The 20,942-nt window shown below is 61.4% G+C and carries 17 protein-coding genes and 2 pseudogenes; 7 read left to right on the top strand and 12 right to left on the bottom strand.

What is annotated here, in order from left to right:
• Positions 1-165 precede the first annotated feature (165 nt).
• The 5 genes and pseudogenes from ACX9NE_RS14980 to ACX9NE_RS14960 all read right to left on the bottom strand — a co-directional run.
• Entirely contained in the window at positions 166-1,188 is a 1,023-nt protein-coding gene (locus tag ACX9NE_RS14980) for a glycosyltransferase family 2 protein (RefSeq protein ID WP_459362878.1), read from the bottom strand.
• Positions 1,189-1,193: 5 nt separating this feature from the next.
• The gene (locus ACX9NE_RS14975; protein ID WP_459362877.1) at positions 1,194-1,946 is read right to left on the bottom strand and encodes a class I SAM-dependent methyltransferase; all 753 of its coding nucleotides are present in this window, start codon (positions 1,944-1,946) and stop codon (positions 1,194-1,196) included.
• A 125-nt stretch (positions 1,947-2,071) separates the two neighbouring features.
• Positions 2,072-2,815 (bottom strand): class I SAM-dependent methyltransferase, encoded by a 744-nt coding sequence (locus tag ACX9NE_RS14970; protein ID WP_459362876.1) that lies wholly within the window; start codon positions 2,813-2,815, stop codon positions 2,072-2,074.
• 136 nt (positions 2,816-2,951) lie between these two features.
• A pseudogene (locus ACX9NE_RS14965) lies at positions 2,952-3,319 on the bottom strand (ATP-binding protein); the annotation flags it as partial.
• Positions 3,316-4,005 (bottom strand): annotated as a pseudogene (locus ACX9NE_RS14960) (Mu transposase domain-containing protein); the annotation flags it as partial. The pseudogenes ACX9NE_RS14965 and ACX9NE_RS14960, both read right to left, overlap by 4 nt.
• A gap of 65 nt (positions 4,006-4,070) precedes the next feature.
• Here ACX9NE_RS14960 and ACX9NE_RS14955 point away from each other — a divergent pair.
• On the top strand, positions 4,071-4,778 hold the full coding sequence (locus ACX9NE_RS14955; RefSeq protein WP_459362875.1) for a class I SAM-dependent methyltransferase: 708 nt from the start codon (positions 4,071-4,073) through the stop codon (positions 4,776-4,778).
• A 308-nt stretch (positions 4,779-5,086) separates the two neighbouring features.
• On the opposite strand, the gene ACX9NE_RS14950 is transcribed toward ACX9NE_RS14955, so the two are convergent.
• The 6 genes from ACX9NE_RS14950 to rfbF form a co-directional block, all read right to left on the bottom strand.
• Positions 5,087-5,776, bottom strand: coding sequence for a WbqC family protein (locus ACX9NE_RS14950; RefSeq protein WP_459362874.1), 690 nt, complete (start codon positions 5,774-5,776; stop codon positions 5,087-5,089).
• 14 nt (positions 5,777-5,790) lie between these two features.
• Positions 5,791-6,915, bottom strand: coding sequence for a DegT/DnrJ/EryC1/StrS family aminotransferase (locus ACX9NE_RS14945; RefSeq protein WP_459362873.1), 1,125 nt, complete (start codon positions 6,913-6,915; stop codon positions 5,791-5,793).
• Positions 6,916-7,352: 437 nt separating this feature from the next.
• Entirely contained in the window at positions 7,353-8,153 is an 801-nt protein-coding gene (locus ACX9NE_RS14940) for an aldolase/citrate lyase family protein (RefSeq protein ID WP_459362872.1), read from the bottom strand.
• 91 nt (positions 8,154-8,244) lie between these two features.
• Positions 8,245-10,092, bottom strand: coding sequence for a thiamine pyrophosphate-binding protein (locus tag ACX9NE_RS14935; RefSeq protein WP_459362871.1), 1,848 nt, complete (start codon positions 10,090-10,092; stop codon positions 8,245-8,247).
• A complete protein-coding gene (locus ACX9NE_RS14930) occupies positions 10,089-11,051 on the bottom strand; it encodes a glycosyltransferase family 2 protein (protein WP_459362870.1) in 963 nt (320 codons plus the stop codon). Before ACX9NE_RS14930 ends, ACX9NE_RS14935 begins: the two co-directional genes overlap by 4 nt.
• On the bottom strand, positions 11,042-11,818 hold the full coding sequence (gene rfbF, locus ACX9NE_RS14925) for a glucose-1-phosphate cytidylyltransferase (RefSeq protein ID WP_459362886.1): 777 nt from the start codon (positions 11,816-11,818) through the stop codon (positions 11,042-11,044). The genes ACX9NE_RS14930 and rfbF overlap by 10 nt, the downstream gene beginning before the upstream one ends.
• A 154-nt stretch (positions 11,819-11,972) precedes the next feature.
• Here rfbF and rfbH point away from each other — a divergent pair, with 154 nt between their 5' ends.
• Both rfbH and ACX9NE_RS14915 read left to right on the top strand, forming a co-directional pair.
• A complete protein-coding gene (gene rfbH, locus ACX9NE_RS14920) occupies positions 11,973-13,337 on the top strand; it encodes a lipopolysaccharide biosynthesis protein RfbH (protein WP_459362885.1) in 1,365 nt (454 codons plus the stop codon).
• 157 nt (positions 13,338-13,494) lie between these two features.
• Positions 13,495-13,986 carry a GtrA family protein gene (locus ACX9NE_RS14915; RefSeq protein WP_459362869.1) on the top strand — a complete coding sequence of 164 codons (492 nt, stop codon included), beginning with the start codon at positions 13,495-13,497 and terminating at the stop codon, positions 13,984-13,986.
• Here ACX9NE_RS14915 and ACX9NE_RS14910 read toward each other — a convergent pair.
• Positions 13,962-15,464, bottom strand: coding sequence for a hypothetical protein (locus ACX9NE_RS14910; RefSeq protein WP_459362868.1), 1,503 nt, complete (start codon positions 15,462-15,464; stop codon positions 13,962-13,964). The two genes, ACX9NE_RS14915 and ACX9NE_RS14910, sit on opposite strands and share 25 nt — an antisense overlap.
• A gap of 556 nt (positions 15,465-16,020) precedes the next feature.
• Here ACX9NE_RS14910 and ACX9NE_RS14905 point away from each other — a divergent pair.
• From ACX9NE_RS14905 to ACX9NE_RS14890, 4 genes are all read left to right on the top strand, one after another.
• Positions 16,021-17,274 (top strand): nucleotide sugar dehydrogenase, encoded by a 1,254-nt coding sequence (locus ACX9NE_RS14905; protein ID WP_459362867.1) that lies wholly within the window; start codon positions 16,021-16,023, stop codon positions 17,272-17,274.
• On the top strand, positions 17,271-18,290 hold the full coding sequence (locus ACX9NE_RS14900; protein ID WP_459362866.1) for an NAD-dependent epimerase/dehydratase family protein: 1,020 nt from the start codon (positions 17,271-17,273) through the stop codon (positions 18,288-18,290). Before ACX9NE_RS14905 ends, ACX9NE_RS14900 begins: the two co-directional genes overlap by 4 nt.
• A 131-nt stretch (positions 18,291-18,421) precedes the next feature.
• Entirely contained in the window at positions 18,422-18,781 is a 360-nt protein-coding gene (locus tag ACX9NE_RS14895; RefSeq protein WP_459362865.1) for a hypothetical protein, read from the top strand.
• 2 nt (positions 18,782-18,783) lie between these two features.
• On the top strand, positions 18,784-20,847 hold the full coding sequence (locus tag ACX9NE_RS14890; protein ID WP_459362864.1) for a hypothetical protein: 2,064 nt from the start codon (positions 18,784-18,786) through the stop codon (positions 20,845-20,847).
• The last annotated feature ends 95 nt before the right edge of the window (positions 20,848-20,942 follow it).

Genomic DNA, 20,942 nt, shown 5'->3' with positions numbered 1-20,942 from the left:
GATTTAATGGTAGAAGATATGAGCGCTGTAGAAGATGAGGGAAGGAAATGCTGACGAGATACGCGGCAGGCTGTGTGTGCTGAACAGCAACGGTGTTTTGGTGGACTGTCGCGATCTTGCGCCGTTCGAGTACAGCTGACCCCTTGGGTGATTAGTACGTCAGCGCTAACGCCGTTGCTTCAGATTGATGGGCCGGCCGGGCTCTTGGCGCACCTGTGCAAACTCCGACGTGAGCACCACGTGCATCGGGCGCTCACGGACCTGGTCATGAATGCGCCATAAGTACTCGCCAATCACTCCAAGCATCATCATCATGAAGCCGAGCAGCACCAGCAAGGTCACCATGATCGGCGCCCAACCCTTGAACGGGGACCCTCCCGCCATCCAATCGATCACGATGCTGAGCAGGTCGACGAAACCTAGAAACGCAACGACGAACCCGAGACGGGACATTGCCTTTATGGGGCCGTACGACGAATCGATTACGAGGTCAGTGAAATTACTGAGTCTCTTCACGAGGGAGTACCCGGACTTGCCATGTGGTCGCTCGCGCCGAACGTAGGGAATGAAGCTTGTAGGCAGTCCGAGCCACAACAGGTCGCCCTGAAGAAAGCGGAAACGGCCCTTGAACTGTAAGAGCAGATCGATTGCCCGCCTGTCCATCAGAAAATAGTCGAATCCGCCCTCTGGTATTGCGGGGGTGTACCGGCGGGCGTACCAGTACGCAATCCGGCTGGTTGCACCCGCGATCGCCCCGTCCGATCGTCCTGCCCGGTTGGCGATCACGATGTCGTCGCCGGCCAGCCAGCGGTCGACCATGTCGCCAATCAGCGCGGTGGGATCCTGAAGATCGGCCGAGATGCTAACCAACGCGTCGCCACGGGCAAGTCGGTACCCGGCGACCATCGCACTGAGCTGGCCAAAGTTCCGACTGAGTCGATGCGCAGAGACCCGTGCTGGGTCCTTTTCACGGAGCGCGCAGATCACTTCCCAGGAGTCGTCGTCCGACCCGTCGTCGACGAACACAATCTCGAGGTCGCACGCCGGAAAACGACTGGCCGCAACATCGATGAGCTCGTTGTAGAGCTGTGTCAGAGACTCAGCGTTGCGATATACCGGGATGACAACCGAGACCAACTTGGGCGCGTCCGGGTGCGGATTCTCGGGTGCAACAGGATCGGACGTCATCTCGCTCAGAATACGAGTCGGCCCTGCGCAACGGCAAGGACAGACAAGCCGAAGGGGAGTCGAACATGGCGCGCGGCCTTTGCCTCGAGGGCTAGCACGCGTCCCGCCCAGCTCGAAGCTGCTCCGGGGTCCAAGCGAGCGCTGTTGCGCAAAATTACCTCGCTCGGTGTGCCGCGACGGCCAAGGCGATAGGGCAGCGTTCTAAGGACCGCGGCGGGCGGAACCAGCGAGGCGAAGACGTAGCGAGCGGAGAGAACCGTGAACTGTGATCGCACCAAGTCGCGACTTAATGTTTTGGTCGTGTACCTGCGAAAGTGACCGAGCGCTTCGTCCTCGGCGCTCCACAGCCATTGGTACGCAGGGACCGTCACCACCAGGATCCCCTCGGGAGATAAAACTCGGGCGACCTCACCGAGGAGATCCGAGGGGTCCTCAAGATGCTCGAGCACGTCGAAGAGGCCCACCGCAGGCAAGCTGCCCGCTGGCAGAGCGAGATCATGCAGGGTCCCACAGAAAACCTGCGCCCCCATGAGTGCAATTTCCCGCGCTCCTTCCGGCAACGGCTCGACCGACAACACGTCGATGCCGTATCGCCCCAGGCGCTTAGCCATCGCGCCCGACCCGGCTCCCACGTCCCAGATCCTGTCGACCGACGCTTCCCGCAGTAGCTCCCCGACTGCGAAGGCGCGGGCATCGAGCCAGAATCCTGCGCCGCCGTCGCTTGCCAGCGTGTCTAATACGCCGCGTGGGTACGACACCTGCGCGACGTCTCGGCGCGACCAGCGCACCCCATCGGCATCGGGTGGGGGGGCTTCCCACCCGAGCGACCGGAGCCGAGACAATTCGGACTGCGACCCAACATCCGAGGTAGTACCCAAAAAGATCAGCGCTCCGTTCTCGAACAGACAACGAACACCGTCGATGAGAGGTCCGGGTATACCAACGCAAGGCTGTCGCAGCCCTCGACGTACTCCCTGCTGACGATGCCCTCCTCCAGAGCGCGATCGAACTGAAAGTTTGCCAGCGGCTTGACGATCACTCCTCCAAAATCGACCACGCTCAACCCGGCGCTGCGGACTTCGGCGAGAAGGGTATCGAGCGAGTACGTCCGCCGGTGCCCGTGCTCGAACTCGCCAGGGGTCACGGCGCTGTTGTGCTCGATGAGACCCATGTGAACCGCGATCTGGCGCGATAACGCGTTCGCATTGGGGACGGCGACGAAGAGGAGACCGTCGTGCTCTAGCCAGGTCCCGATCCGCGCCAGCACGGTTACGGGATCATCAAGGTGTTCGAGCGTGTGAACCAAGAAAATATTTTGGTATCGCTCCGTTGGCATGACATCCTCGAACAGGCCCGTCGTGACCTGCGCTCGGCCGCCGAAGCGCGCACGAACTTCATCTGCGAGGATCGGCGAAGCCTCGATTACGTCGAGTTGACCGAAGTACTCGAGCAGCTGCTGGGTCATGTCGCCCTTGTAGGCGCCAAGCTCCAAAGTGGCACCGTCGATCTTGAACCGTGGTTGGAGCCGGCGCAACAGGTGCGCCCGAACGATGCCGTCGAAGTCATAAGAATACCGCCGTTCTCGGTTGTCCTGGAACTCGCGATCGTAATCCCTAGTCGCCGACAAGCTCACTCTCCCTTACGCGTTGGAGGGTCCCCGACTGCCAGGCTAGGATTGTGCCGGACATACGTACAGTATTACCGGTTTCTTCGACCTCACATATTGTCAATGGCCAAGTTGAAGTATCCGCTGGTGGCCATATGAGTATCGCCAGGTTCTGCTGCGCTCGAATCCATTCCAGATCGAGAGGTAGTTGAACACTTGGGGTTGGATCGAGGAAGCAGCCACGTCGAAGCTCTCTAACGTCTTGGGCACGGGGAGCGCTACGGCCTTGAGGCGGTTGACGATGTTGGAGGCATCGCGAGCGGCCAACTCGGCTACGTTGAGGGCGCGTAGGACTTCCTCGGGGGTCCAGCGTTGGGTCTTGGCGGTGATCAAGACCTCGGGTGCGGTGCGTTGCAAGGCAGCCAGCTTCAACCGCCGTAGCCCGGCATCGAGATCGGTGGCCAGTGGTGAAACCGACGGTGGTGCAACGGGTTTAGTGACAGCAACCGGTGAGGTCTTGGTCACGAGATCACGTCGCCGTCGATGACGGGTGTGATCTTGTCGGCGTCCAGGGACCGGGTCGGGGCAACGGGCAAATCCAGGATCAGCGCGTCGCCTGCGGGGCGGGGTTGGGGTGTTCCGATGCCGGCGGCCAGGATGGAGCGCACGTTGGCGGCCCGGAACCGCCCGGTGCAGAGCGCAGACCAGGGCGTCGGTGCCGTGAGCGGCGCCCAGTGCGAGCAGGATCTCCAACTGCGAGGCCAGGCGGGTGTTGCCGATCGCGGCGGCACCGACCAGGAACGCCTCGGCGTCGGCGCCGAGGTCGCAGAACTGCTTCTCGACCGTGGTTTTCGGGCGGGTCCGCGGTTGGGTACTGGCCGGGGTCCGTCGTAGTGCTCGTCGAGGATCGACACGCTGCCGGGCGCGACGAGTTCATGTTCGGCCACGATCACCTCGGTGGCCGGTTCCAGTAGACAGATCGCACCGTGATCGACGACCACGACCACCGTGGTGCCGATCAACCTCATCGGCACTGAGTAGCGGGCCGACCCGTACCGAATGCAGGACAGGCGGTCGACCTTGCGCAGTACCGAGGGAGCCTCGATCTGCAGTCGTAGCGATGGGAGTGGTTGCAGCAGTTCACGTTCAGAGATCAGCCGCTCTTCAGGGATGGCGCAGATCTCTGAATGGGTCGCGGCGTTCACTTCCGCACCAGTTGGTACTTTTTAATGGCCATGGACACATATACCGCCGCCTGATCCCCTATCATCGAGCGATGTCACAAGACCTGTTCCCCGACGCTTTCCCGTTGCCATTTCACCGGAGAATGCAAGCGGTTGTAGCCGCACGGTTGTTCTGGAAGTCGCCGACTCTTCGGCAAAAAGCTACCGCGGCTGGCCAGGTTGCGGAGTACGTGGCGTGGCAAGACCGCGTATTCGGTCGCCGGCTCGATCTCTACTCGCGCCGTGAGAAGTTGTGGGAGCAGTGCCTGGCTCGGCTAGACCCGAAGCGTCCGCTGTTTGTTCTGGAATTCGGAGTAGCCCACGGCTACGCGACGAACTGGTGGCTTAGTCGCCTGGGACAAGACGTGATCTGGCACGGGTTCGACAGGTTCACCGGACTGCCCAGGGCGTGGAAAGAATTTGGAGAAGGAGCGTTCAGCAACGACGGTCAGCCTCCTCAACTGAATGACCCCCGGGTGCACTGGCACGTTGGCGACGTCGAGGACACGCTCAAATCCGTTGATATTTCTGTGCACCGAGAAACCAGGCAGTGGATGGTGTTGTTCGACCTGGACATCTACGAGCCGACCGTGTTCGCGTGGGGCGTCATCGAGGAGTACATACGCCCCGGTGACGTCATCTACCTCGACGAGGCCGGAGACGACGACGAGCGGATGGTGCTGGATGAGGTGATCCTGCCGTCGATCAGGTGCGAGCCGATCGCTGCCACGCCCGTGGGGCTCGGACTCGTGGTGACATAACTCGCTGAAACACGAAGGGCCCCATGAAGACCGAAGCTCCCGCGGGGATCTCTTCGTTCCAGACGTACTCCAACCGATAGGTCTACGGATGCCTGTTCTCGAGGTCTGACTGTGGTGCTCGAGTCTGCAAGAGTGTGCTCCGAGAACCACATCACGGCCAGGCTGCTTGCGATTTCCGGCGTCGACCTGCGCGCCAAGCACTAGTTGGGTTCCGGGCAAGCCCGAGACCGTAGAGTCGCGGCACCAGATCAATGCGGCGCGTGGCAGTGGAGTCGGCGGCTAAAGTAAACGATAGCCGCGCACCCCGCTTATTTAACTAATATTTCGTAGTCGGATTGCACCCTGTTGCGAAGCTCGTGCGGCTCGACGAACATCATCGTATCCACGATCGAAAGCGCTTCGACGTACGGAGACGAGAACTGGGCATACGGAGTCAAAAGGGAGCGTAGAAAACTGAGGCGTATCCCGTGTTCGGTGAATGCTGAGTCGTGGTACAGATCCAGACCGCCTATCGGGTTCACGTACTCGGTCGCGCCGACCGCCGCGCATGTTGCCAGTACCCGTTCCTCGCCGCGAAAGCTTCTGTCGATACCCAGGCTTGACGAGACGACCAGCTCAGTCTCGATGCCTAAGCAACGGGCAACAGCGGAGATCGAGTTCGCAACGAAGTCGAAGAGGTTGCGACTCGGAAACTCCAGGACCTCCCGGAGGAACTGTTCATACTTAGCCCACAATGGTGCTTTGTGGTAGCTCTGGCGAAGAAGGGCCAACATCCCGCTCGCACTGTATTCGGGGGCGATCTCCCGATCGCGTACATCGGCAAAATCGCTCGCGCGCCGCAACGGGAGCGTGATCGTGCGTGGACTTCCCGAAGTAAGTATCCGATTGCGGTTGATCCATCCTTTTTTGGTGTATTTTATGTCGTCGTAAACAACGAACGTGTCGCAGTACTCGAGCAATTGGAAGTAGCCGATATAGGGAAGAAAATACGGCTGCATAATTCCAAGTCGCACTAGTAACCAGCCAGTCTCGACAATATGAATTCGCCGATCCGGGTGCAATCGTCAGGCTGCACAGCCGTTCCGGTGGGCAAGACGATGACACTTTCTGCCACGAGCGCGGTGTTCGGCAGGTGCACTCCCGCGTGGGGGAACAAGCTCTTATACGGTTCCATGGCATGGCATCCCGGCCAGAAGTACTTGCGAGCCCGGACGTTTTCTGCGTGCAGGTCGACAACCAGTTTGTCCCGGCACTCGCTGACCAAAGGCGACAGCTCCACAACGACGTACTGATGGTTCCCCATCGACCCCGAATCGTACTGACACAGGTGCAGGTGTTCGCTTCGTCCAAGTACCTCGCTGTATGCCGCGTGGTTCGCGCGGTTACGCGCCGTAAACGTATCGATGGAGTCTAGGTTGACCAAGCCCATCGCTGCACAAATCTCGGTCATCTTCCCGTTGGTACCTGGGTAGACGACCTCGTCGAAATCTACAAAGCCGAAGTTCCGCATCAATCGCATTCGCTCGGCCAGCTCGTCGTCGTTGGTGACGACGGCGCCGCCCTCGAACGTGTTGAAGAATTTTGTAGCGTGAAAACTCAGTACCTCGGCTCTGCCGGACGATCCCATCATGCGGCCGTTGTGAGAGTTCCCGAACGCGTGTGCCGCATCGAAGAGCAACTCGAGGCCGTGCTCACCGGCAAGTTCCTGCAGCTCGTGCACCGGCGCTGGTCGGCCCCAGAGGTGCACGCCGATAATCCCAGAGGTCCGGGGAGTGATAAAGGTCCGAACCGACTCGGGGTCGAGGTTATGTGTAAGCGGGTCGATGTCGGCAAAGACCGGTGTAATTCCCTGCCAATGAAGCGCATGGGCAGTGGCGATAAATGTGTACGACGGGATGATCACTTCCCCCGTGAGTCCGAGCGCTCGGATCGCGATCTCGAGCGCGACCGTACCGCTCGCCATTGCTACGCAATTTCTCACATCGAGAAAGTCCGCTATCCGGCGTTCGAGCTCCACGACGAGCGGTCCGGCGTTCGTCAGCCAGTGCCGCTCGAAAATGCCATCAACGAGGCGGTCGAACTCGCGCCGTGAACCCATGTTCGGGCGACCGACGTGAAGGGGTTCCTGAAACATCATCTGGGTGCACCCGACGCTGGCACCGGTGCCACTCTGTCCCCCTACCTGTTCGGTCGAATGATCGTCGACCCGGATCCCTCTATCCAGGGAATTGTGCCAGCTTCACCATCCCGGCGCGGTCATTCTCGCTCAAAACTGCTGCCGAGCGGAATAGTTCGCGGACGCCCGACTCGGTGCGGTGTGCGGTACCGAATCGCGGGGGCGACATGTCGTTTGGCGCGGTCGTGCAACGCTTCGGATGACGGGGTGGGCCCTGTTCGAATGGGTTCGGCAGAAGTGACCCTCCGACGAATCCGGTGGCGCCGCTCAAGGTAGCGGTCATAAGTGCCTTGGCCCCGACAGGTCGGCAGCCAATGGATAGCGCTCAGCGTGAGCTGTGGGGCCGCTGAGCGTTCGACAACCTCCGGTCGCATGGAAGAACGGCGCTGTCGGCGAGCTCAGTGATGGTTCAGAACTTTCCAACGTGCGTCGAGCATCTCGATGCGCTTGGCGTCCTCGTCGGTGATGTGGCCGTAGTAGTCGCGCTTGTTCAGCAGCCACAGCAATTCGAAGTGCACTGCGTTGAGCAGCCCGTCGGCGATCGAGTCGAACGTGCCGGCCGAGCCGTCAAACACGACCTTGCGGGTCTCGAACCGCGTCAGGTGCACATTGGCGACCTCACGAATCGTGTCTAACGTGTCGCTAGATATCGCACCGCCAAGGACCAGGTCAAGGCCGGCCTGCTTCGCCTTTTCGGCAACGGTGGTCACGTAATTGGTGATTTCAGGGCTGTTGATGGTGTCGCGGGTCTGACCGAGTGATCCGGTGAAGTCCACTCGACCGAACACGATGCCATTGACCCCGCGACCTTTCGTGGCCGTCTCAAGCATCGCGTCGAGATTATTGAAGCCTGTGATCGTCTCAAGGTTGAACAAGAAGTCGGTGTCTAGTTCCTCGTCCTCGTCATAGACCGTGTTCTTGGCCGCGATGTACTTTGTCAGAGCGTACGGCGTCTCCACCATCGGTGCGACGATGTAACGCACACCGATCTGCTTGGCCTCGAGAAGGTCACGCATGGCCTCGCAGCCGCCGATTTTAACGGTCAGTGGCAGGCCAGCGGAGCGGGCGATGTCGACGAGACGCAGCAGCTCGTCGATACGAGTTCCTTCGGCCTCAAATTCGGCCTTGACGCTGACAATGCCGTGCTCTTGCTTGCCTACGCGCAAGATTTCAGCCATCTGCCGTTCGGTTTTGTTCACATTGCCTCCCCTGGTCAGCCCCGTAACAAATCTCTAGAGTCTAGGCGCCGGTCATCCTGCCCCGTGGGCGATTACGGCAGGAATTGCCGGATCAGGAGCTGCCACGTGAACTGGCTCGGGGCGCCGCCGCGCCGAGATGCACGGTGACCCGCTCCTCAGCATCGGCAGGGAGGTCGGGACTCATCCTGTGCAGCGGATTCGACTTCATCGAGCCGTCCGGCTGCACCGCCGAGGTGATCTTCGGGTAGTAGGTCTGCTCGGGGTCGATAGGCACCACCATGAGCGCCGGGCCGTCGGCAGCCAGCAAGGAACGGACGGCCGCTGCATCGAGGCCGGATTCGGCGTCGAGCCGGGCGAACGGGATCCCGTATGCCCGGGCCAAGGCCTCCCATTCCGGCAGACCCAGCCCGGTCTGGGCGTCGCAACCGATCCATGCGCCGCCGAAGTAGTTGCGTTGGGTCATCCTGATCGACGCGTAGCCGTTGTTGTCCAGCACGAACACCTTGAGATTCGCTCCCGTGGCCGCAAGCGTGCCGAGCTCCTGCAGGTTTTGGGCGAATCCGCCGTCCCCCTCGCTCAGGACCACCTGATGGCCCGGGTTGGCCAGAGCCGCCCCGATCGCACCGGACAGCCCGTAACCCATGCTCGCAAGTGACTTATTCGTGACCAGCTTCTGGTCGGCGCGCAGCTGCAGAGCCTGCATGGCGACACTGAAAGAGCCGCCACTACTGCCGGGCAGCACGATGGCGTCCGGCCCGACGACCTCGGCCAGTCGCATCGCGAACTCGTAGGGTTTCACGTACCCGGGGGCGGTGACGTTCTGCGGGTCGTTCAGAGGCAGCTCGGCGCGAACTGACGCGATGAACTCCCGCCACGTTTGCCACCGTCCGGGATCCCCAAGGTCGGACCCGTACAGGGCGGCCAGGAACCGGTCGGCGTCTCCCCGCAGCGTCAGGTCGACGCGCGGATGTCCTTTCTCGAGTTCGGCGGCGTCGATGTCGACCTGCACCACCCGCCCGACGGGCACGAACTGCTCCCACGCGAAACCCGTCTGCTGCAGCCCGAGCCGGGTGCCGACGGCAACCACCAGGTCGGCCTGCTGAATGAGGATGTTCGCGGCACGCTGTCCCCAGGTGTTCGGGCGACCGCAGTACAGAGGGTGCTCGGTCGGAACCCGGTCGGCCCCGTTCCACGTGGTCATAATCGGGATGCCCGCGGCTACCGTCCGCCGGCCCAGAGCGCGCACGGCTCCGCGGCCCACCCCTCCTCCGATGAGGATGACCGGGCGCTCAGACTCACGCACAAGAGCCACAGCTTGTTCAATGTCCGCTGCTGGCACCTCCGGAAGTGCGCCTGCCTCCGCAATTGCGACTGGATCCTGGTCCGGCAGCGGGGGTGCCGCCTGCGCGTCGAGGCAGACTTCCAGGAACACCGGCCCCTGCCGGGGTGTGCGGCCCTCGAGCACGGCGTTCAGGATGATGCCGCGCGCAACCGGACGCTCGATTCGCAAGGCGCGCTTGGCCACACTGCTCACCAACGTCACCCCGTCTATTTCCTGTATGCCCCGTTGGCGCACCGCACCGCGGCTCAGATCGCTGCTCTTGACTTGTCCGCCCAGGACAAGCAATTCACGGCTTTCCTGCCAAGCACCCGCAATTCCGGTGAGCGCGTTGGTAACTCCCGGACCGGCCGTCACCAATGCGAGCGCACGGCCGGTACCTTCATCGCGGGAAGCATTGAAGTATTCCGTCGCGATAGCCGCGCCCACCTCGTGCACGAACGGCACGCACACCATCCGGGTGCGCACCGAATCGAGCAAGTGCATGATGTTGCCCCCGGCGACGAAGAAGCAATGGGTATAGCCGGCACCCACCAGCCAGTCAGTGAGCTGGTCGGAATACTTCGAATATTTCGGAGTGGGGTTATGGGGGCTCGTCACATACCCACCTTCTGGCTTATGACGAAATTGGGGCGCTGCTTGACCTCTTCGTAGATGAGCGCGAGGTACTCACCAACGACCCCCAGGAGCAACGTCACTACCCCGAATCCGACCAGTGTGACGCAGATAAGCGAGCCGAACCCGGGAAATGGCACACCATAGAAGACGAAACGCACGGCCAGCACAAATACGGCGAGGGCTGCAATGGCACTCAAGATGAAGCCGGTGAGAGTGATAAGCCGAAGCGGTACGTAGGAGTGGGCGAGAATCCCCTTACCTGCCAGATCGATCACCTTGAGGCTGTACGCCTTGGATTCCCCGGCGAAGCGAGGTGCCCGCTTCATCGGCAACCCGATCGACTTGAAGCCAACCCAGGAGAACAGGCCACGGACGAACCGGTTGCGCTCGTCCATCGAGCGAACCGCCTCGTAGACTTTCCGGTCGACTAACCGGAAGTCGCTGGCGTTGCTGGTGATTCGGTCGTCAGTGAGCCTGCCGGCCAACCAGTAGAACAATTGGGAGTTCATGCGCCGGATGGGGCCGACGCCGCCCCGCTCAGTCACTACTCCGTAGACGTTTTCGTAGCCCTGCTCCCATGCGCGAATCATTTCCGGGATGAATTCGGGGGGGTCTTGCAGGTCGGCGGTCATGAGCACGACGGCATCGGCGTCGACCGAGTTCAGCCCGGCGGTCAGACCGCCGTCCATCCGAAAATTGCGGGCCAACTTCAAGATCTTGAACCGCGGATCCGCAGAATGGATGGCAAGCAGCTTTTCCATCGTGTCATCGGTCGAACCGTTTTCGACGATTATCGCCTCGAAGTCGTAGTCCGGCTCTGAGTCGAAAACCTTCGCCAGCTGGCGAGCCAGCTCCTCGACGCATTCACTTTCGTTGTAGGCGGGGGCGATTACTGCGATCTTTTTCTTCACTCCCGCACCTACTCCCACACTTACTCCCATACTTTCCACGGCGGGTTTCCGCTGTTCCATAGGTTGTTCAACAACTGAGATTCTCGGAATGTGTCCATTGGCTGCCAGAAACCATGGTGCGGGAAGGCTGCAATCTGGCGGTCCGCGGCCAGCTGGAGCAGCGGCTTCTCCTCCAAGACGGTCTCGTCGCCCTCGAGGTAGTCGAACACTCCCGGCTCGAAAATGAAGTAGCCGATGTTGATCCAGTCCTCGGTCTTCGGCTTTTCGCGGAATTTGGCGACCCCGCCGTCCTCCTCCAGGTCGATGACACCGAACCGGCTCATCGGCTGAGTGGCCGTGACGGTGGCGATTTTGCCGTGCTCACGGTGAAACTTGATGAGTGCATGAATGTCGACGTCGGCGATGCCGTCGCCGTAGGTGCACAGGAACGCCTCGTCACCCACATACTTGCGGATCCGCTTGATCCGGCCGCCCGTCATCGTGTCCAGGCCGGTGTCGGCGACGGTCACCTGCCAATTGAATTCGTCGTGTGAGCCGTGATAGCGGATGCTCGACTGGTCACCCAGGGTGATGGTGAAGTCGAGATTGGCTACCCCGTAGTTTGAGAAGTAGCTCTTGATGTACTCGCTCTTGTAGCCGGTGCACACCACGAACTCGCAAAAGCCATGATGGCCAAGAATTTTCATGATGTGCCAGAGCACCGGCCGGCCACCAACCTCGACCATCGGCTTGGGCCGGAATTCGGTCTCCTCACGCATACGCGTGCCAAGACCACCCGCAAGGAGCACGGCTTTCATGGCGAGTCGTCCAATCTCAAGGTGATCGTTCCCCCAGCGCGGTTTCGCTGACGCAGCGTCGCGCAGGTGACACACTAGCAATGCCGCGACGCGCCCGGCGGGGTTTTCAAGGGCGCCGCATAGTATATGAAATACACACTCCTGAGGAGATCTCATTTCAAGACTCGATACCTATGTTGGGGAGGGCGGTCTCGAGGAGGATCGCGAAGATATTCTCGCGGCGGTCCGCAGCTACGCGAAGCGCAAGCTCGCGACATCCGACTTCGTGCAGGGCGTCACGCCAGTTCCAGTGTCGGGCAAGGTGCTTGACCCGGAAGATTTCGCGGCACTAGTCGACGCGTCCCTCGACGGCTGGTTGACCGCAGGCCGGTTCCATCCGCTCTTCGAGCGCGCCCTTTCCCGTTATGTGGGAGCCCGGGACGCCGTCTTCGTGAACAGCGGCTCGAGCGCCAATCTCTGTGCGCTGAGCGCCTTGACCAGCCCGAAGCTCGGCCAGTACAAGAAGAGATACGATAAACGGCCGCTGGAACCCGGTGATGAGGTGCTGACCGTGGCGTCGGGATTTCCCACCACCGTTAACCCGATCATCCAGAACCGCCTGCGACCTGTCGTCGTCGACATCGAGCTGGGCACGTACGACGCCGTCCCAGAGCGGCTCCGCGAAGCCGTCGGTCCCAAAACACGTGCGATCATGATGGCCCACACACTCGGCAATCCGTTCGACTTGGACACAGTGCAGGACCTGTGCGACAAGCATGGTCTTTGGCTGGTCGAAGACTCGTGCGACGCGCTCGGCTCGACCTACGACGGCAAACGCACGGGCAGCTTCGGTGACACCGCAACGGTGAGCTTCTACCCGGCGCACCACATCACGACGGGGGAGGGCGGCGCCGTATTCGTCAAGTCGCCGCTGGTGCGCAAGCAGGTCGAATCCTTCCGCGACTGGGGCCGGGACTGTTACTGCGCGCCGGGAAACGACAACACCTGCGAGAAGCGGTTCGAATGGCAACTCGGCGACCTGCCCAGGGGTTACGACCACAAGTACATCTACAGCCATATCGGATACAACTTGAAGGCCACGGACATGCAGGCCGCGCTGGGTCTCTCGCAGCTGAACAAGCTCGATGGGTTCGTCCAGGCGCGCAAAGAAAACTTCGAATACCTGACCTCGCGGCTGTCCGAGGTCGAGGGGCTTATCCTTCCGGTTGCCACGCCGAAGTCGGACCCGTCCTGGTTCGGCTTTCCGATCACACTCGATCCTGAGCATCCGGTGGACCGGACCAAGTTCATGCAGTTCCTCAACGTCCGCAAGATCGGCTTCCGCCAGCTGTTCGCAGGCAACCTCGTGAAGCAACCGGCCTATCGCAACGTCGACTTCAGGATCGTGGGAGACCTCACCAACACCGACATCGTCATGAACCGGACGTTTTGGGTGGGCACCTACCCGGGCCTCACCATCCCGATGCTCGACTTTGTTGCCGACTCGATCCGCGAATATATGGCTGACGCCGCGCGGTAATCGTGCACTACCTGTTCACCCGGCGCTCCGGGTTCAATGGACCCTGGCTCACGCTTGGCCGCGGACACCGGGTATCTGGCGTGGCCCTTGACGCGGCCGACGGCAGCCTGCTCGAACGCGCGGCCCGGCAGCGGCTCGCCGTATGCGAAAGCCTCGGATGACCGAATTCGACCTGCCACCCGAATCAGCGCCCCCGGGTCCGCTGATTCGGCTCGTACACGACCAGCGCGTGGCATTCCTGCTGGTCGGGGCGATCAACACCGTGGTCGGATTTGGCATCTTCGTCGCCTGCTCGGAGAGCATCGGCCGGCTGGTCGACCACCAGTCCGGCCGGGTTGCCGGGTCGCTGGTGACCCTCGGTATATCCCACGTATTGAGCGTGCTGTTCGCCTTCGTGATGCATCGGCGATTCGTTTTCCGCGTCCACGGCCAGGTCCTGCGAGACCTTGCGCGCTTCGAGAGTGTCTACCTCACCGCGCTGGGCATCAACGCCGTCGCCTTGCCTGTGCTGGTCGAGTTGGGCCTACACCGCATACCTGCACAGGCAATCATCCTCGCGGCAAGTACGGTGCTGAGCTACTTTGCCCACCGGTACTTTTCCTTCCGGCGCAGCGCCGCCGACACTCAAGGGGACACCTCGCGCACGTAGAGCGTGCACCCTTCACAGTTCCCGCTGATTGGAACGATGTGGAACTGCCGGCCCATCAGCGCGGCGAGGTCCGGATAGATTCGCGGCAGCGAAAACTTCGACAAGTTGCAGTAAGTCACCAGCTGCTCGGGCCGATCCACCGGGCACGAGGGGCGTTTGATGTTGCTCGCGTCGACAACGCAGTCGGCCCGGTCAATCCCGGTGCGGACTACCGGCTCAGCGGCCTGCCAATTGGCGGGGCTGGTGCTCAGGCCGAGCACGTTCAGGTATGGCATCGTGCTCTGCCAGTCCTGCGCGACATAGAGTTCGGCTGCCCAACCCCAGACCAGCGCACGCGAGCCCGGCGGGCAGGCGTGGGCCAGTGCGGGGTTGCGCTTGACCGAATCGCGGGAGAACGCAGCAGCGGCCCCCTGAGGCGAGAGCGGCGGACAATGTTTGACGGCGTAACCGAACACGAGTAGGACCGCCACGGCCGCGGTCAGCATGCCCGCCAGCACGGTTGGCGATAACCGCTGCGGAAACAGGCGCGCGCCAACCTTGACCGGCATGGTGGCGGCCAGCGCGCCCGCCCCGAAGAAGATGATGAGGTAGTGGGGATAACCCATACCGCCGATCAGAACGGCCATGAACCCGCTTGCAATGAGGATGACGCGGGCTACATTGGATCGTCTGTCGCTGTGCAGGCCTAGCCAGATCAGGCCAGCGAGTTCGACGAGCAGGTACATCGCCGGCGTGGTGAGCGCAGCGAAGGTGCTGGTAAACCGCTGCAATTGGGAGCGGTCACCCGCGTAGGACCCGAGGAAGGCGAAAGTCTGCTCGACGAGCGCCCAACTGGTTGCCGGGGAGGCCACCATGACCAGCACGATCGCGGCGAGCGGCAGCACTGCGCCGGCAAGCCACCACAGCACCGACACGACGATGCGTCGCACGCTTGGGCCCAGCACTATGAGCTGCGCCGCGGCGAAGGCGACAGCCAGCGGAGCAACTTGAAACTTGGCGCCGACCGCGAGGCCGGCCATCACACCGAGAACGGCGAATAGCCACGGCTTCGCTGCCAGCCGTTCGCGCGGCACCAACGCCGAGGCCACGACCAGCAGTGTTGGCAGGTACTCCGTGCTCAGCGCGCTGAAATTGACCGCATCGCCCACGAGGAACGTCGTCGCGATCGGGAACCACCAGACCACTGTGGCCACGAGTGCGGGCCCTCTACCGATCGCCCGGGACGCGGCGACGAACATAGCGGAGGCGGTGAGCGCCAACAGAACCGCCGAAAGCAGGTGAGCGAAGGCGAGCGTCAGCGGCGCGCCCAGCGCGCCGAGCCCGGCGAGGAAGAGCACCCAGTACGGGCCAGTTGTCCCCGTTACCCAGGTGCTGAAGGGGACGGGGGAAACGAGCGCGGCGCGCGCCTGGACCATAAGTTCTGCCTCGTCAGGATTGAGCAGGCCCCACTCGTTGATCGCCTGGCCGCGCAGATTCATGGTCGCTACCACAAGGCCGCCTGCAACGCTGAGATACACGACTGCGGGCGGCACGCGAATGTTGCTGATGGTCAGCTCCTCCCGGTGGCCGACCAGAGCCTATCGTGGCGTCGAACGCGGCGTTGCGGGACGCCATTAGGTGTCATGGGCTGAGCTCACCGAGTTAAAAGCGGGTGTTCGGGTGGATTCCGAGATACGTCTCGGTTGCCGTCCACCGACTCTGGCCGTTTTGGAGAAACCGGCGCCGAGTTCGTTGCGCCGCAACGGTGGGTGCAAACCTCGCGGTCAGCAAGGACGAATCCCGACGGACCAGATGTCAACCAAACCCGGGCGATCCCAGGCTGAGGACCACGTAACCAAAAGCTGTCTGGCTGGATGCGTACTGCTAGAGACCCGGTGGAAATCTCCAAAACTATTTGTGAAAAAAGCCGCGCCCGTCGGCGGAAGCTCGTATCCTCGCTCCAGCACATGTTCACGCAGATTGGTGGGGGATGATCGTCGCGCCAATAGTGGTCGTGATCGGCCGGGTCGATTAGGGGAGGTGTTGGTTCGCGTGGTGGGTCAGGGTAAGCGGATTTGTGTGGTGGGTGGTGCTGGGCATGTGGGGTTGCCGTTGGCGTTGGTGTTGGCGGATGTGGGGTATGTGGTTGATATTTTGGATACGAATGTTGTGGCGTTGAAGTCGATTATGGCGGGTTGGATGCCGTTTGTGGAGGATGGGGCGGAGGAGTTGTTGGGGCGGTTGTTGCCGACGGGTCGTCTTGCGGCGAGTACGGATTCGTGGGTTGTGCGGAATGCTGATGTGGTGATTTGTGTGGTGGGGACGCCGGTGGATGAGTATTTGACGCCGCAGGCGCATACGTTTTTTCGGATTATTACCGAGATCAGTCCGTATTTTCGTGATGATCAGACGTTGGTGTTGCGGAGTACGGTGTATCCGGGGTTGACGCAGCGTGTTCATGATTCGTTGCGGGAGCGGGGGATTGGTGTTCATGTGACGTTTTGTCCGGAGCGGATCGCGCAGGGGCATTCGTTGCGGGAGTTGCGGGTGATTCCGCAGATCATCAGTGGGTTTGATGAGCAGGGTGTGCGGGTGGTGCGGGAGTTGTTCTCGGGTATCACCAGCGAGATTATTGAGGTGGAGCCGCAGGAAGCGGAGTTGGCGAAGCTGTTTTGTAATGGGTATCGCTACATTCAGTTCGCGGTGGCGAATCAGTTTTATTTGTTGTGTCGTGAGGCGGGGTTGGATTTTGATCGGGTGCATCATGCGGCGACGTTTAGGAACAGTCGGGTGGACAGTCTGCCGCGGGCGGGGTTGGCGGCGGGTCCGTGTTTGTTGAAGGACACGATGCAGTTGGCGGCGTTTAGTAACAATAATTTCATGTTGGGGCATGCGGCGATGTTGATCAATGAGGGTCAGCCGCAGTTCATCGTGAATATGCTCAAGCGGCGGGTGGATTTGCGCGACAAGACGGTGGGCATTTTGGGGATGACGTTTAAGGCCGATTGTGATGACACGCGTGATTCGTTGAGTTTTAAGCTGCGGCATCTGTTGATGTTGGAGGCCAAGGACGTGATCCGTCATGACCCGTTTTTGGACGGGCCGGATTATTTCCCGCTCGAGACGGTGGTGCAGCGTGCCGATGTGCTGGTGGTGGGGGTGCCGCACGCGCAGTATCGGGGGTTGCGGGTTCCGCGGGGCACCATTGTGGAGGATGTGTGGGGCTGCTTGGACGTCAGCGAGGTGGGCCAGAGTGCGTTGCCTCCGGCTGAGTTGGCCACGCTGGGTGCGGGGGTTGGGGCCCGGTGAAGGTTCTGGTCACCGGTAGTGCGGGGTTCATCAACGGCTATGTGGTTGAGGAGTTGTTGCGGGCCGGTCATGTGGTGGTCGGCATCGATAACTATTCGAAGTATGGTCCGGTCGCCAAAAGTTATGACGATCACCCGAACTATCACTTCGTGGAAGGTGATGTCAAAGACGTTGATCTGATGTGCCGGCTGGTGCAGGGTTGTGAGCAGATGGTGGCCAGCGCGGCCCGTATCGGTGGTATCACCTATTTCCACGAGTACGCCTATGACCTGCTGGCCGAGAATGAGCGGATCGCGGCGGCGCATTTTGATACCGCGATCTACGCGTACAAGAAGGGCTGGCTGAAAAAGATCAACGTGATCAGCTCGTCGATGGTGTTTGAGAACGCCAGTGTGTTTCCCACCCCGGAAAAGCACATCACCGAGTGTCCGCCACCGACCAGCACGTACGGGTTTCAGAAGTTGGCGTGTGAGTATTTCGCCCGGGGCGCTTATGAGCAGTACGGGCTGCCGTATACGATCATCCGTCCGTTCAATTGTGTGGGCACCGGTGAGCAGCGGGCGTTGGGTGGGCGTGAAATCCCTTCCGGGAACGTGAAGTTGGCGATGAGTCACGTGGTGCCCGATCTGGTGCAAAAGGTCGCCAAGGGCCAAGATCCGCTGCACATCCTCGGCGATGGTACCCAGGTGCGCCACTACACCTACGGTGGTGATCTGGCCAAAGGCATCCGCACCTGTATGGAACACCCGGCCGCGCTCAACGACGACTTCAATCTCTCCACACCCCACGCCACCACCGTGCTCGAACTCGCCGAGGCGATCTGGACCAAGATGCGCCCCGAAACCCCCTTCCGCTACGAAAGCGACCCCCCCTTCGAACACGACGTCCAACTCCGCACCCCCGATGTCCACAAAGCATCCGAAGTACTCGGCTACTCCGCCACCACCACCCTCGACACCATGCTCGACGAAGTCATCCCCTGGATCATCAACGCCGTCCACACCGGCACCATCTGACCCCCATGATGGTCGTCCGCAGTTCCTCGAGCGTTTGCGGTCGCCCGCGAATTGTCATGCGCCTGGGGCTGGTCGCCAGCACGCTTGTTCTTGGGGCATGCAGCGGGCCCACGCACACCGAAGCGTCGACTGTGACCGTCACACAGCCCGTTATCGCTGAGCCGACCGCTACTGGCAAGGCGGGCGGTGTACCCCCATCGACTGGAGCTCAGGTCACCATCATCGACGACTACGGCAGCCCACAAGGTGCTATTGACCATGACGGCCGGTATGTACTTTTCACCGACATCATGCCGGGGAGATACCGCAATGCTGGCGGGACGATGTGTTACTGGTCGCGGCTCCGAAGCCTCGATACCAACGACATCATCGACAGCCGAAAAAGCGATGTTCCGCAGGAAATCGACCTACGCGATGACGACACGGCGTTCTTCACGCAGAACTGCGGGACTTGGCAGCAGGTGCATGTTTCCAGCCAATGGGATTTTTGACGATGTCTGACGGCGAAATTCTGACCGCAGCTCCGAAAGACCCTGTCATCGAGGCGGAATCGGCCGACGCCGCACATGCCGCGGACGAGAGAAGGCGCATGCGTCGCTGTTTGGGCGGAGCGCCGAAACAAGTAAGTAATTGGATCTCGACGACAACGTGGGGTACGGCACGTTGGCAACGGGTCCTGGTGGCCATCGTCGCCGGGTTCATTTTTTGGCCGCAGTCATCGGCGGAAGCGAGCATAGGGCTTGATCCGTCTTGGCAGGCCGGGCTATCCATGGCCAGGGTCCAGCACATCGCGTGGGGCCACGAACTGGTGTTCACCTACGGACCACTCGGATTTCTTCGAACCAGCGCCTTCTACGACTTTGATCAGGCGTTGCTCGCAGCCGCATGCCAGGTCGTCATCATTGCAGCCCTCCTCCTCGGCATTGCCGCCGTCCTGCGGCTGCGCCTGTCGCCGATGGCAGCGCTCATCGTTGCAACAGTCACGACAGGCGTTCTCACCTTCATGTCGGTCGGGCGTGGTTTATCGTTCATGCCCAATTCCACACTGGAAATGATGTACCCGGAGCTGGCGGTCTTCGCCGCTTTCGCCTGGGCAAGCGTGCCACTATTGCAACAGAAGCCCGATCCTTCAAAGGTCTTCACCACTTGCGTCGCGCTTGGTGCCGTCGCGGGCTTTGAGCTTTTGATGAAGTTCAACTGTGGGTTCGCCGTTTTGGCGATCGCGTTGGCTGCATCGTTGCTCGTCGACTGGAAGGCTGCCGGCCGGCATGCCGCCACGATCGTGGCTTTTGGAGCCTCGGCTCTCATCTGCTGGGTGCTGCTGGCCGGCCAGCGACCGGCAGACCTACCCTCATGGCTTCAGTCCAGCCTGGCTATCGCATCGGGTTACGTCGACGGCATGTCCGCCTCACCCCTTCCGCGGTGGGGATTGCCGGTGGTGATTTTGAGTGTCGGCTGGATCGTCGCGCTGTGCATGATGGTTTTCCGCCGCGGTCCACGCATCCCGCGCCGCTACCTGGCACTAGTCGGTCTTGCGACGCTGATTGCGGGTAAAGCCGCATTCGGACGTTTCGAGCCTTGGCACGTCGCAATTCTGCTCAGCCTGATGGTCGTTACGTTAGTGATCACCCCGTGGCCGCGCAGCCGCCGGCCTGCGGTGGGGTTTGCTGTCGTCGCCGTTCTCATAATATTCGTCCTCGACTCCGGCGGCGCACCGTTTCTCATCGACCGCGCCTTGTTCACTTTGACGGCCCCCGTGCGCGCGGTCGACCGCATAACCACATTCGCCTCGCCGGGCCGCTTCCGCGAGCGAATGCACGCCGCCAAGGCGCGCCAGCGTGCGCTGTATGCGGTCCCGGACCGCTTCATCGCGACCATTGGGGCCGGGACCGTTCACATTGATCCGCAAGAGATCTCGGTTGCCTGGGCCTACGATCTGGCCTGGCGACCGGCGATGGTTTTTCAGACGTATCAAGCCCTTACCCCCATGCTCGATGAGCGAAACGGAGATTCGCTCGCACGCGGACCCCAGTTCGTCCTGTCCCGGCTTTCGTCGACCTCACCGGCTGTTGGCCTCGACGGTCGGCTCGGCGTGCAAGAATCGCCCAGATATTCGCGTAGCCTGCTGTGCAACTACAAGCTCGACGGTCTTGAGGACCGGTGGGCACTATTCGTCCGCACCGCTCCGCGCTGCGGCTCGTTGACCAAGCTGTCTGAGGTCTCCGTGAAGCAAAACGAGGTTATTCAAGTTCCGAGCCCCGGCGCACCGGACAACGCGGTCCTGATGGGAGTCGATCTCAATGGGGATCTCAACGACGGTTTCTTCCACGGAAAGCTAGCTCCGCTCAGCACTTTCACGCTTGTGGTGGACGGCACCAGGTACCGCCTCATCGACACGAACGCGGTTGAGCCTTTTCTCATCAGCACTCCCGCTTCTGTCGCAGGTACCAATCTGCAGATCCACGCGCAAACGATCAGCGTCGGCCGCAGCGTCGACGTCAATCAGATGCCGTTCACCGCACGGCTGCGCTTTTACGAGATGCATGTTGCTACATAAACGATCAGGCATCCGGGGGACGGACTCCCGGACCTGAAACCCGGCGTGCCGCGGCGGATTCGTCGGCGCGCGCTCCCATGGCCGAGTACGCGCCA

The organism is Mycobacterium sp. ML4, assembly GCF_054515735.1.
This window is presented reverse-complemented; position numbering and strand designations above follow the sequence as displayed.

What these genes read in the sequence shown, in the direction of transcription:
- ACX9NE_RS14890 (WP_459362864.1), top strand. Translation starts at nt 18,784, where the DNA reads ATGTCTGACGGCGAAATTCTGACCGCAGCTCCGAAAGACCCTGTCATC.
- ACX9NE_RS14915 (WP_459362869.1), top strand. Translation starts at nt 13,495, where the DNA reads ATGACCGAATTCGACCTGCCACCCGAATCAGCGCCCCCGGGTCCGCTG.
- ACX9NE_RS14955 (WP_459362875.1), top strand. Translation starts at nt 4,071, where the DNA reads ATGTCACAAGACCTGTTCCCCGACGCTTTCCCGTTGCCATTTCACCGG.
- ACX9NE_RS14950 (WP_459362874.1), bottom strand. Translation starts at nt 5,776, where the DNA reads ATGCAGCCGTATTTTCTTCCCTATATCGGCTACTTCCAATTGCTCGAG.
- rfbF (WP_459362886.1), bottom strand. Translation starts at nt 11,818, where the DNA reads ATGAAAGCCGTGCTCCTTGCGGGTGGTCTTGGCACGCGTATGCGTGAG.
- ACX9NE_RS14945 (WP_459362873.1), bottom strand. Translation starts at nt 6,915, where the DNA reads ATGATGTTTCAGGAACCCCTTCACGTCGGTCGCCCGAACATGGGTTCA.
- ACX9NE_RS14980 (WP_459362878.1), bottom strand. Translation starts at nt 1,188, where the DNA reads ATGACGTCCGATCCTGTTGCACCCGAGAATCCGCACCCGGACGCGCCC.
- ACX9NE_RS14910 (WP_459362868.1), bottom strand. Translation starts at nt 15,464, where the DNA reads ATGAATCTGCGCGGCCAGGCGATCAACGAGTGGGGCCTGCTCAATCCT.
- ACX9NE_RS14930 (WP_459362870.1), bottom strand. Translation starts at nt 11,051, where the DNA reads ATGGGAGTAAGTGTGGGAGTAGGTGCGGGAGTGAAGAAAAAGATCGCA.